Source organism: Pseudoduganella sp. R-31 (assembly GCF_049913235.1).
Classification (GTDB): domain Bacteria; phylum Pseudomonadota; class Gammaproteobacteria; order Burkholderiales; family Burkholderiaceae_D; genus Rugamonas.
This window is the reverse complement of record NZ_CP183986.1, coordinates 6,509,155-6,520,906: the sequence shown is the minus strand read 5'-3', so window position 1 is coordinate 6,520,906 and position 11,752 is coordinate 6,509,155. Positions and strand designations below refer to the sequence as shown.

The following is an 11,752-nucleotide window of genomic DNA, read 5'->3' as shown; positions in this document are numbered from 1 at the left end:
GGAGATGCAAGTGGAACTGAAGAAATTGATCGCTGCGCTGGCAGCCATTGGATGTGCTGGCGGGGCCTTGGCAGACGGGGCGGATGACAAGAAGGACGAGAAAGGCGAGAAGATCCACCGCGTCGAAGTGACCGGCTCGAGCCTGAAGCGCATCAACGCCGAAACCGCATCGCCGGTGCAGGTCATCGACGCCAAGCAGATCGAAAACATGGGCGCCCGCACCCTGATGCAGGTGCTGGACAACCTGCCAGCCGCGCGCCCGGCCCAGCAAGACTTCCGTTCCATGTTCACCGGCTCCGACGGCGCCTCGCAAGCGAACCTGCGAGGCCTCGGCGCGCAAGGAACCCTGGTGCTGCTGAACGGCCGCCGCCTGTCCTTCTACGGCGCACCGGCCGGCTTCCAGACCATGTTCGTCAATATCGACTCGATTCCCGCTGCGGCGATCGAGCGCATGGAAATCCTGACTGATGGTGCGTCTGCGGTGTACGGCTCGGACGCGGTGGCCGGCGTGATCAACGTCATCACCAAGAAGAACTACCAGGGACTGGAAGCGAAGGTCAGCACCGACCATTCGCAGGAGGTGTCGGCCTACGGCGAGCACCAGGCCAGCCTGGTGTACGGGAAGGGCGACTTCGGCAGCGACGGCTACAACTTCATGGCGTCCCTGAACGTGTACAAGCGCGACCGCATCGCGCTGGCCGATACCTACGACAAGCGCCCGGACTACTACTACGTCAACAACCCGAACTTCATTTCGAACTTCCGCGTCGGCGTCGGCAGTGAACCGGGCCAGCCTAACCCGGGCACCTTCTTCGTATTCGATCCGGCCAGGAACAATGCCCGCACCCAGCGTGCGGTGACCGGCTGTTCCACCATGATCACCGAAGCATCCGGTACACGCTGCGTGTGGAACAACCTGCCGTACTCCATCGATACCGGCCCGACTTCCGACCGCGCAACCGGCTTCCTGTCCGGCCGCAAGAAGCTTGGCGAAGACCTGGAATTCTTTGCCGAAGCAGCCTTTACCCACATCAAGCTGCGCGGCGAGAACGGCCCGCGCAGCTTCAACAGCGGCACCACCAACAACTGGTTCTCCCGCAATACCGGCACCACCTTGAACACCTTCAGCTACCCTTACCTTGGCCCCAACAACGTCTACCTGAAAGGCAAGCTCGATGCCGACATGGCCGCCAAGATGGGCGGCGCGGCGGGCCTGAACTACGTCCTGCAGGATGCGGCTGGCCACTTCGGCCAGAAGAACCTGGACGACAACTACCGCGTGCTGGCCGGCCTGAAGGGGCACCTGGCCGGCAGCTGGGACTTCGAAACCGCACTGGGTGTCGCAGGCAGCCATTCCACCCTGTACCAGACCATCAACGTGAATACCAAAGGCTTCGAGAAAGCCTTCGGTCCCTTCACCAAGGACCCGGTCACCGGCCGCACCTATATCGCTGACAACCCGGCCTACAAGTTCGGCGAAATCAGCGAAGCCAATGCGGCCCTGATCCGCGAAGCGTATCCGACCTTCGACATCCAGTCCTGGACGAAGCTGATTACCTTCGACGCCAAGGTGGAAGGCACGCTGTTCAAGCTGGGCGAACGCGAAGTGCGCGCTGCCTTCGGCACCAACCTGATGCGCGAAAGCTTCGATACTCCCGGCAATCCGGATGCCGCCAATGGCCTGATCACGCAGCAGGGCGGTTCCTGGTTCGACGGCAAGCGCACCGTCAGCGCGCTGTTCGGCGAAGTGGTGGTTCCGGTCACCGACACGCTGGAAGTCAACGCCGCGGCGCGCCTGGACAAATACCCGCACTTCTCCGCCAACCTTGCGCCGAAGGTCGGCGTGCAATGGCGCGCGCGTCCTGAAATCATGGTGCGCGGCACCTACTCGGAAGGCTTCCGTGCCCCCAACCTGGCAGAATCGGGCAGCGGCGGCGTGTTCGCGCAGGTGGGCGGCATCCGCGACACCGTGCGCTGCGACGAAACCAACGCCATCGCCAAGCTGCTGCAGATGTCTGTCACCGCGACCGACCGCGACCTGGGCAAGACCCTGCTCAATTCCAACTGCTCGACCACCGTGGGCGGCCTGACCCCGCCGAACCCGAACCTGACGCCGGAGAAAGCCAAGATCTCGACCCTTGGCCTGGTGCTCCAGCCGGCCAAGGACGTCAGCATTTCGCTGGACTACTGGTTCGTCTACCGCCGCAACGAAATCGTGCGCCAGGACTTCAACCAGCTGTTCACCGCGCTGGTCGACCAGTACGGCCCAAGCCTGGCCGGCACCGACAAGGCAATCCGCAACGAGCTTTCCGATGCCGACCGCGCCAATATGGCAGCCGTGGCCGCCATGTGCGCCAATCCCGCCAATGCCGCTGCCTGCACCGGCCCGCTGCCGAAGTACTCGGTGGGCAACCTGGGTGGCCTGATCAATTCCTACTCGAACCGCGGCCGCACCCTGCTGGACGGCTTAGACATCGATGCGCGTGCCCGCTTCTCGCTGGGCGAATACGGCAAGCTGGGTACCGGCGCCGCATTCACCATCCGCAAGCGCGAAACCTACAACTACGAAGACGGCAGCGGCTTCTCCGGCAACTACGTCGGTTACTACGATTCGCCGCGCCTGCGCGCCACCTTCAACGCCGACTGGACCTACCAGAACCTGGTCACCAGCCTGTTCGTGAACTACACCGGCAAGGCCAAATGGGCATTTGGCGCATACGACACCGACAACGCACCGGAGAATTGCACCGCCGGCGGCGTCGCATTGCCGGATGACCTGTGCGGCGGCCAGCCTTCGTACTACACCGTCAACCTTGGCTTCAACTGGAAGCCGGTCAAGAACCTGGACCTGGGCCTGAACATCAAGAACGTCACCAACAAGAGGCCGTACTACGACCCGAACGGATGGGAAGGATACAACCACCAGCAAAACCTGTTCGGCCGCGTCTTCTCGCTCTCGGCCAACTACAAGTTCTGGTAACCTGCGACCCAACCAAAGAGGTAACGACTAGATGGACAAGCAATTCAATCGACGACACTTCCTCACCGCTGGCGCCGCGCTGGCGGGCAGCCTGCTGCTGCCTTCCGCCTTTGCGGCGGGCAGCCGCGAAAAGCTCCGGCTCGGCATGATCGGCACCGGCATGCGCGGCCAGGTGCTGCTGCGCGAACTGATACGCCGCGACGACGTGGAAGTCGCTGCGCTGTGCGATATCGAGCCGATCATGCTGGGCAAGGCCCTGGCGCAGTTCGAGAAGGCCGGCAAGGCCAAGCCGCGCACCTTCGGCGAGGATGGCGACAAGCACGCCTACCGCCGCATGCTGGACGCGAAACAGCTCGATGGCGTCATCATTGCCACGCCTTGGGAATGGCATGCGCAAATGGCGATCGACGCCATGCAAGCCAGAGTGCCTGTCGGCTGCGAGGTAGTAGCAGGCGTGACGCTGAAGGATCACTGGGACGTGCTGGACACCCAGCTCAAGACCGGCACGCCGTATATGCTGCTGGAAAACGTGTGCTACCGCCGCGACGTGATGGCGGTGCTGCAGATGGTGCGCTCCGGCCTGTTCGGCGAACTGGTGCACCTGCAGGGCGGCTACCAGCACGACCTGCGCGCCGTGAAGTTCAACAACGGCGACCCGGCCAAGCCATACGGCAGCGGCATCGAGTTCGGCGCCAAGGGCTGGTCGGAAGCGAAGTGGCGCACCGAGCACTCCGTGCAGCGCAATGGCGAGCTGTATCCAAGCCATGGCATCGGGCCGTGCGCGATGTACACCAATATCAACCGCGGCAACCGCTTCACCCGCATCAACACCTTCGCCACCAAGGCGCGCGGCCTGCACGACTACATCGTCAAGCAGGGCGGCGCCGATCATCCGAGCGGCAAGGTGAAGTTCAGCCTGGGCGACGTGGTGACCACCACGCTGTCCTGCGAGAACGGCGAGACCATCATCCTGCAGCACGACACTTCGCTGCCGCGTCCTTACTCGCTGGGCTTCCGCGTGCAGGGCACCAATGGCTTGTGGATGGACGTGAACCATTCCATCCACATCGAAGGCAAGAGCAAGCCGCACCAGTGGGACGACTTCCAGGCCTACCAGGACCAGTACGACCACCCGTTGTGGCGCAAATACGCAGGCGACGCAGCGGGCGCGGGGCACGGCGGCATGGACTACTTCGTGATCCACGCTTTCGTGGCAGCGCTGAAGGCGCGTGCGCCGATGCCGATCGATATCTACGACGCGGTGACGTGGAGCGCCATCACGCCACTGTCCGAGCAATCGATTGCGCAGAACTTCCAGACGCTGGACTTCCCTGACTTCACACGAGGCCAGTGGAGCAAGCGCAAGCCGATCTTCGCTTTCGACGATCGCTACTGACATCGCTGAGGTAATATTGCCGTTCTCTTAACCATTTTAGAAAGCGTAAGAGGATGACAAGGAAAGTACTCACCGCTGTGGCATTGAGCCTGCTGGCGGCAAGCGCCTGGGCGCAGGAAGAGGCCCCGGCGCCAGAAGGCGATACGATTGTGATCACGGGCCAGCGCCCCGGCCCGGGCCTGTGGAAGGTCAGTAAAGGCGAACACGTGATGTACGTTTTCGGCGATTATGCACCGCTGCCGATCAAGATGGACTGGCGCTCCCACGAAGTGGAAGCCATCATCGCCAAGTCCCAGGAATACCTGCCCAAGCCGTCGTTTGGCATTTCCGTCGGCTGGTGGGGCGGCATCAAGATGCTGCCATTTGCCATCGGAATCAAGAATAACCCGGACGGCGGCAAGCTGATCGACGTGCTGCCAGCCGATACTTACGACCGCTGGCAAGCGCTCAAGACAAAATACATCGGCAAGAACGACAGCATCGAGCGGGAACGCCCGATGTTCGTTGCCGACACGCTGTACCAGCAAGGGCTGGAAAAGAACGGCCTGACCATGCGCACCGACGTCTATTCGAAGCTCGACAAGCTGGTGAAGCAGTACAAGGTGAAGGTCACGTCCAGTAACGTCCAGACCGAACTCGAAAGCCCGACCGAGGCCCTGCGCGCATTCAAGAATTCACCGGGAACGGACGTGCTTTGCTTTGCCAGGACCGTGGAGCGCCTCGAGTCCGATCTCGATGCGATGCGCGCGCGCGCCAATGCATGGGCGGTCGGCGACATGTCGAAGATCTCTTCCCTGAGCTTTGCCGACCGCGAAGCCGCATGCACCGACGCAGTGCTGAACAACGACGCGTTCAAGTCGAACGAGAAGCTGAAGCAGGTGAAGGAAACGATGCAGAAGAACTGGCTGGCCAACGCCGAGCGCGCACTGGCGGCCAATGATTCGACCTTCGCCGTGCTGCCGCTGGTGCGCCTGCTCGATCCGAAAGGCCCCTTGGCCGAGCTGCAGGCCAAGGGCTACAAGGTGGAGGCGCCCGAGTAAGCGCCCCCGCATCACGCAGGCCTGGCGCGCATTGCGCCGGCGCCGGCTTGCTGCGGCAGCTTGAACACTTCCAGCGCCTTGGCGACGGCCTGCGCCTGCAGGTCCAGCACGCCGGTGGCGGCGGAAGCTTCCTCCACCATCTGGCTGTTCTGGCGCGTCACTTCGTCAAGCTGCACGATGGCGTCTTTCACCTGGTTGACGCCGTCGCTCTGTTCGCGCGTCGCGCCGCGGATATCGCCCATGATGGAGGCCACGCGGCCGATCGCGGAAATCACCGCATCCATGTCCTTGCCGGCCGCGGTGGCCACGTTGGCGCCGCCTTCGATCTTGCCGGCAGAGGCATCGATCAGGACTTTGATGTCCTTGGCCGCCGCCGCGCTGCGCTGCGCCAGGTTGCGCACTTCGCTTGCTACCACCGCGAAACCGCGGCCGCTTTCGCCGGCGCGCGCCGCTTCCACCGCTGCATTGAGGGCCAGGATATTGGTCTGGAAAGCGATGCCGTCGATCAGGCCGATGATGTCGACGATCTTGTGCGAGGACTGGCGGATCTCGTCCATTGCCGTCACCACCTGCGCCACGGCGACGCCGGTGCGTTCGGCCAGCGCAGTCGCTTCGGTCGCCACGCCATTGGCGGTATTCACGTTGTCGGCTGTCTGGCTCACGGTGCCGGTAATCAGCCCAATATGCGCCGTGGTCTGTTCCAGGTTGGCCGCCTGCGCTTCGGTGCGCGCTGCCAGGTCGACGTTGGCGCTGCGCACCTGCGTCGTGGTGCTGCGGGTCAGTGCGAAATTGCCGCGGATGTCGCCCAGTATCGACGCCAGGTTCAGGTTCAGCTGGCGCACGAAGGCCTGCAGTTGGCCCAGTTCATCGTGGCGGTCGACCGCCATGCGCGTGGTCAGGTCGCCGCCGGCCAGGATGCGGGTGGCGTTGATGCAGGCCTGGACCGGCGCCACGATGGCGCGGTGCAGGTTGTACCAGCCGTACAGCGCCAGCGCCGCCAGCAGCAACGCCTGCACGTGCAGCGCGGAGTCGGAGTAGGGCAGCACGGCATGCAGCGCCATCGCCAGCGCCAGCAGCGCCATGCTGCCGAAGCACAGCGCCATGCGCTGCGACAGGGAGATGTCGCGCAGCGCATTGGCGATCTTCCTGCGGCCGCGCGGTGCAGCGGCGCCGCGCGCGATGCGCACGCCATCCGGATTCGGGCTCTTGACGGTGCGGTACAAAGCCTCGGCATCCTTGACCTGCTGCGGCTTCGGCTTGGTGCAGACCGACATGAAGCCGGTCGTGCGGTTCTTCTCGATCACGGGGGTAACGTTGGCGATGCACCAGAAGTAGCCGCCATTCCTGCAGCGGTATTTGACCAGGCCGCGCCATGGTTCGCCCGACATGGTGGTGCGCAGCATATCCTCGTCGATTTGCGCCGGCATGTCCGGGTGATAGAAGGCCTTTTGCGGGCGTCCGATCAGGTCCTCGCCGGCGTAGTCGCCGACAGCGATGAACGTCGAATTGGTGTAGGTCAGGCGGCCCTGCAGGTCGGTGGTGATGACGATGGGCTTGCCGTCTTCAAGCAGGGTTTCGTGTTCGGCTGCGGTGAGTGTGCTGCGCATTTTTGACACTTTGTTTCAGTTGGGAAAGATCGCAGAGCATACTAGCAGATCGACGAATGGCCGCGCCGAAAGCGTGGCCATTTCGTGGTTTTTCCGCCAAAATAGTTGTCGCGCAGTTAAGCTGGCAATTCCATCGCAAAGCCGACGCCAAAGCGGTTCCAGGCGTTGATGGCGCCGATGACGAAGGTCAGTTCCGACAGCTCCTGTTCGCTGAACTGGGCAGCGACCTCGCTGTACACCTCGTCCGGCGCGCCGTTTTTGGAGAGTTCGGTCAGCGTTTCGGTCCACAGCAGCGCGGCGCGTTCGCGCTCGTCGAAGAACGGCGTTTCGCGCCAGGCCGGCAGCGCCAGCAGGCGGCGCACGTCTTCGCCGTGCTTGAGCGCGTCCTTGCTGTGCATGTCGATGCAATAAGCGCAGCCATTGATCTGCGAGGCGCGGATCTTGACCAGCTCGCGCAGCGAGAGCGGCAGCAGCGATTCGGCGATGGCGCGCTCGAGGCCCATCATGGCCTTCATGGCGGTCGGGGCGGCGGCGGTGTAGTTGATGCGTTTCATGGTGAATTCCTCCAAGTGGTTGCGATGAATCCACTTTAGTCCGGACGAGATTGCGGATAAACTGGTCTTTATCGTTTTGAATATACGGAAAGTCGAACAATCATGGCTTTTGACCGTCTTGAGGCCATGCGCGCCTTCTGCCGCATCGTCGAGGTAGGGAGTTTCGTCGGCGCGGCCGAAGCACTGGGCGTGCCGAAGACCACCATCTCCGGCCAGATCCAGGGCCTGGAGGCGCACCTGGGCATGAAGCTGCTGCACCGGACCACCCGCCGCGTGTCGCCCACCACCGACGGCGCGGCCTATTACGAAGGCGCCCGCGCGCTGCTCGACGACCTGGATGAACTGGAGTCCTCGCGCAACGATGCGCGCGGCCGGGTGCGGGTTGAGATGCCGTCGCCGGTCGGCACTGGCCTGATCATTCCCGCCTTGCCGGACTTCGCGGCGCGCTATCCGGATGTGCGGCTCGATATCGGCTGCGGCGAGCGCGTGGTGGACCTGGTGCAGGAGGGAATCGATTGCGCCTTGCGCGGCGGGCCGGTGGCGGACCAGGACCTGGTGGCAAGGCCGGTGGGGAATATGCGCTTCTGCCTGTGCGCTGCGCCGTCCTACCTGGCGTCGGCCCCGAGGCTGGCGGCAGTGGAGGACCTGCCAGCGCACCGCTACCTTGGCTTCGTGTTTGCAGCGACAGGCCGCCAGCACGTCCAGTCGCTGCAGCGCGGCGACCAGCGCTACGTGATCGAGCAGCTGCCTGCCATGCGCTTCAATAGCGCCGCTGCATACGTCGCGGCGGGCGTGGCGGGTCTCGGCATCCTCAATATCCCGCGTGCGGAAGCGGCGCTGCATTTGCGCAGCGGCGCGCTGATGGAAGTGCTGGCGGACTGGCACCTGGGCAGCATGCCGATCAGTCTTGTCTACCCGTATGCACGCAGGCTGTCATCGCGCGTGCGCGCCTTTACCGACTGGGCCACCGCCTTGATGGCGAGCGACCCTTTGTGGCGCTAAGGCTTGGCGACCCTGGCGCCAACCAGCTTCGCGACGCCGGCCAGCGTGGTCTGCGCAGCGTTCAGGCCAAGCAGGAAGTCCTTGTCCGAATAGTTCGAATACAGGTCGGTCGCTTGGTGCCAGTGCGGGTTCCAGCCGGCGCCGATCTGCTGCCCGCGCTCGTTCTCGCGCAGCGAGATAGAGGGCACCAGGTCCATGAAGGGCGTGGAGTCGGTGTTGGTCATGTGGAAGCCGACCGCAGCCGGATAGTTGGTCGCGTACTTGTCGTTCGCCGCGCGGAAGTCCCATGCCAGCCTGGCCGAAGCTTCGGCCTGTTTCGAGTTGGACTGGAACTCGATATTCACGTCCGCCTCCGCGCGCTGCTCTTTCGGCAGCACGTAGATCGGATGGCCTTTCGCGTCCAGCACCGGCCTGCCGGCGTCATCGAGCTTGGGGACCGGCATGCCGTGGTCGAACAGCATCATGTCGTGCTGGATCATGCCCAGCCAGCGCGGTTCAGGGTATTTGCCCGAGCCTTTCGGCGACTCGATGCCTTGCAGGTTCTTGCGCTGCTCGACGTAGGCGGCTGCGCCGTTCAAGCCGGTTTCCTCGTTGTTCCACAGGGCGAAGCGGATCGAGCGCTCGGTTTCCACGCCCGGCGCATTGAAGATGCGCGCCAGCTCCATCACCAGCGCTGTGCCGGAACCATCGTCGTTGGCAGCCTCGCCAAAGCCGATGCCGTCCATGTGCGCGCTGACGATCATCATTTCGTCGGGGCGGGTCTTGCCGATCTTGGTGCAGTAGACGTTCTCGCGCAGCGAGGTGCCTTGCGGCGTCTGTTCGGCGTTGAGTGCGCGCAGCCGTTCATCGGGCTGCTTCATCGGATCGGTGTTCACGCCGGTGGGCGCGCGGTTGCCGAACAGCGTGCTGCCGCCCTGGCCGGGAGGTCCGCCCGCGCCGCCACCCGCCGCCACCGCCGGCTTGCCGCGCGCGGCCGGTTCGGTGAACTGGTACTGCAGGCGCTCCACGTTGGAGCAGCCATACGCTTTCAACTGCACCTCGATCCAGTCCAGCGCCTGTCGGTTGCGTTCCGTGCCCTGGCGCCGGTCGCCGAACCTGGTCAGGCTTTTGATGGTGGCCTTGTACTTTTCGAGTTCGAGCTGGTTCACCAGCGTGGAGATCGGATCGGCTGCGGCGGCCGTTTGTGCATGGGCGGCATTTGCCGCGAAGGCCAGTGCGATGCTGAGGGCGACGGTTGCTTTCATTGGGAGCTATCCGGTGATGTGGTCCAGGCATTTTGCACCGTCCGCGCCGGCCGCTGCGTGAATTTTCAATGGGATATACAACGTTACATTCGGACACAGAGCCCTTCTTCCGGGCAGGAGTCTCATGGCGCGAAGCCATAACCGTGATACCGAAAGGGGTATTGCGGATGCAAAAGATACGATTGGTGGTCGCGCGAACCAATGACTACGATGGTCTGGCAGTTAAAAAAACTCCAAGGAGACCATCTATGAAGAGAATTCTGTCATGTTTCGCCATGCTGATCGGCATGGTGCTTTCCGCGCACGCAGCCACGCCGATCACGATCAATACCAGCGTGCAGTACAAGATCAAGAACGTCAACAGCGGCCTGGTATTGGGCATTGACGGCGCCAGCCAGGCCGCCGGCTCCAAGGCGATCCAGTGGTCCGACAACGGCACCGCCGACCACCTGTGGCACTTCATGCCGATGGGGAATGGGCGCTACAACATCGAGAACATGTTGACGCACCAGGTGCTGGGCGTCACCAACGCTTCGACCGCCGACGGCGCGCAGGTCGTCCAGTGGGCCGACAACGGCACTTCGGACCACTTGTGGGTGGTCACGCAAGCGGCCAGCGGCAACTTCCTGATCCAGAACGTCAACAGCGGCAAGTACCTGGAGGTGTATATGGCGAGTACCGCCAACACCGCCACCATCGACCAGTGGGGCCTGACCGGCTGCACCTGCCAGGAATGGCAGCTGGTGAACACCGGGGCCAGCCCGTACCCTGCGCCGCGCGCCGTCACCGGCAACGGCATCTTCGTGCACGACCCCTACATGCTGCGCGACGGCAGCGGAAAGTACTGGCTGTATGGTTCGCACCAGACGCTGGCCACATCGACCGACGGCGTGAACTTCACCAATTACACCAGCTGCACGACGGCCCAGATGGGCGGCTATGCGCCGAACTGCCCTGCCATCGGGCCGGACTTCAGTTCCTGGAGCGGCCTGCAGACGCCGAAGGGATGGAACAATGGCGCCAATACCGACGTCTGGGCGCCTAGCCTGATGGTGGCGAACGGCACCTATTACCAGTACTACTCGATCCCCTACCTGCCAAGTACCGGCGCGGAAGCGGTGATCGGCGTCGCCACCAGCTCGTCGCCGCAGGGGCCATGGACCGACAAGGGTTTCGTCACCAAGTCCTGGAACAGCACTACCACCTCGCCGCCGCCAGGCTTCTGGGCGACCACCGACAATGCGATCGATCCGGCGCCGTTCCGCGACGCCAGCGGCAACTGGTGGATGGCCTGGGGCTCCTGGACCGACGGCACGCACCTGGTGCAGCTCGACCCGGCCAACGGCTTGATCAAGGCCAACGCCCCGGTGTACACAGTGGCCAGGCGCGGCAACCCGTCGGCCGGCGAAGAAGGCCCGTTCATCTACTACTACAACGGCTATTACTATTACTTCGCGCCGATCAACGAATGCTGCAAAGGCTCGACCAGCACCTACCGCACCATCGTCGGCCGCTCCACCAGCGTGACCGGGCCCTATGTGGACCGCGGCGGCGTGGCGCTGACCGCAGGCGGCGGCACCATCCTGCTCAGCACCCACGGCAATATCATCGGCCCGGGCGGCGGCAGCGTGTTCACCGATCCTGGCAACAATAACAAGCCCACCTACGTTTACCATTACTACGACGGCAACAATGGCGGGCGGGCGACGCTGGGCATCAATACGCTTGGCTTTACCGCCGACGGCTGGCCGTTCATCCAGTAGGGCCACCGTTACAGTCTTGCCAACCGCAGCCAAAGCCACATAGAATGCGGGGCACGCGGGTGTAGTTCAATGGTAGAACGGCAGCTTCCCAAGCTTCATACGAGGGTTCGATTCCCTTCACCCGCTCCAGAATACGCAATGGCGCCCTCGAGGCGCCATTTTTATT

The 11,752-nt window shown here is 63.4% G+C and carries 8 protein-coding genes and 1 tRNA gene; 6 read left to right on the top strand and 3 right to left on the bottom strand.

The annotated features are described in order from the left end of the window. Positions 1-4: 4 nt before the first annotated feature. The 3 genes from ACN9MY_RS29715 to ACN9MY_RS29705 are packed head-to-tail and all read left to right on the top strand — an operon-like array spanning position 5 to position 5,416. A complete protein-coding gene (locus tag ACN9MY_RS29715; RefSeq protein ID WP_426319520.1) occupies positions 5-2,980 on the top strand; it encodes a TonB-dependent receptor plug domain-containing protein in 2,976 nt (991 codons plus the stop codon). 31 nt (positions 2,981-3,011) lie between these two features. Further along, entirely contained in the window at positions 3,012-4,376 is a 1,365-nt protein-coding gene (locus tag ACN9MY_RS29710) for a Gfo/Idh/MocA family protein (RefSeq protein WP_426336545.1), read from the top strand. A gap of 53 nt (positions 4,377-4,429) precedes the next feature. Then, positions 4,430-5,416, top strand: a complete 987-nt coding sequence (locus ACN9MY_RS29705) for a TraB/GumN family protein (protein ID WP_426165708.1) — start codon at positions 4,430-4,432, stop codon at positions 5,414-5,416. Between the two features lie 11 nt (positions 5,417-5,427). Here the strand turns inward: ACN9MY_RS29705 and ACN9MY_RS29700 are convergent, their stop codons facing one another. Both ACN9MY_RS29700 and ACN9MY_RS29695 read right to left on the bottom strand, forming a co-directional pair. Further along, positions 5,428-7,023, bottom strand: coding sequence for a methyl-accepting chemotaxis protein (locus ACN9MY_RS29700; protein ID WP_426319519.1), 1,596 nt, complete (start codon positions 7,021-7,023; stop codon positions 5,428-5,430). A 116-nt stretch (positions 7,024-7,139) separates the two neighbouring features. After that, complete coding sequence (locus ACN9MY_RS29695) at positions 7,140-7,577, bottom strand: carboxymuconolactone decarboxylase family protein (RefSeq protein WP_426319518.1); 438 nt, start codon at positions 7,575-7,577, stop codon at positions 7,140-7,142. A 102-nt stretch (positions 7,578-7,679) separates the two neighbouring features. On the opposite strand from ACN9MY_RS29695, the gene ACN9MY_RS29690 reads away from it, so the two are divergent. After that, complete coding sequence (locus ACN9MY_RS29690; protein WP_426319517.1) at positions 7,680-8,579, top strand: LysR substrate-binding domain-containing protein; 900 nt, start codon at positions 7,680-7,682, stop codon at positions 8,577-8,579. Here the strand turns inward: ACN9MY_RS29690 and ACN9MY_RS29685 are convergent. Continuing rightward, positions 8,576-9,823, bottom strand: coding sequence for a M28 family metallopeptidase (locus tag ACN9MY_RS29685; protein ID WP_426319516.1), 1,248 nt, complete (start codon positions 9,821-9,823; stop codon positions 8,576-8,578). The two genes, ACN9MY_RS29690 and ACN9MY_RS29685, sit on opposite strands and share 4 nt — an antisense overlap. Positions 9,824-10,071: 248 nt before the next feature. Here ACN9MY_RS29685 and ACN9MY_RS29680 point away from each other — a divergent pair, with 248 nt between their 5' ends. Both ACN9MY_RS29680 and ACN9MY_RS29675 read left to right on the top strand, forming a co-directional pair. Then, complete coding sequence (locus ACN9MY_RS29680; RefSeq protein ID WP_426336544.1) at positions 10,072-11,586, top strand: family 43 glycosylhydrolase; 1,515 nt, start codon at positions 10,072-10,074, stop codon at positions 11,584-11,586. 55 nt (positions 11,587-11,641) lie between these two features. Continuing rightward, positions 11,642-11,715: transfer RNA gene (locus ACN9MY_RS29675), tRNA-Gly, on the top strand. Positions 11,716-11,752: the final 37 nt, after the last annotated feature.

What these genes read in the sequence shown, in the direction of transcription:
- ACN9MY_RS29715 (WP_426319520.1), top strand. Translation starts at nt 5, where the DNA reads ATGCAAGTGGAACTGAAGAAATTGATCGCTGCGCTGGCAGCCATTGGA.
- ACN9MY_RS29710 (WP_426336545.1), top strand. Translation starts at nt 3,012, where the DNA reads ATGGACAAGCAATTCAATCGACGACACTTCCTCACCGCTGGCGCCGCG.
- ACN9MY_RS29705 (WP_426165708.1), top strand. Translation starts at nt 4,430, where the DNA reads ATGACAAGGAAAGTACTCACCGCTGTGGCATTGAGCCTGCTGGCGGCA.
- ACN9MY_RS29700 (WP_426319519.1), bottom strand. Translation starts at nt 7,023, where the DNA reads ATGCGCAGCACACTCACCGCAGCCGAACACGAAACCCTGCTTGAAGAC.
- ACN9MY_RS29695 (WP_426319518.1), bottom strand. Translation starts at nt 7,577, where the DNA reads ATGAAACGCATCAACTACACCGCCGCCGCCCCGACCGCCATGAAGGCC.
- ACN9MY_RS29690 (WP_426319517.1), top strand. Translation starts at nt 7,680, where the DNA reads ATGGCTTTTGACCGTCTTGAGGCCATGCGCGCCTTCTGCCGCATCGTC.
- ACN9MY_RS29685 (WP_426319516.1), bottom strand. Translation starts at nt 9,823, where the DNA reads ATGAAAGCAACCGTCGCCCTCAGCATCGCACTGGCCTTCGCGGCAAAT.
- ACN9MY_RS29680 (WP_426336544.1), top strand. Translation starts at nt 10,072, where the DNA reads ATGAAGAGAATTCTGTCATGTTTCGCCATGCTGATCGGCATGGTGCTT.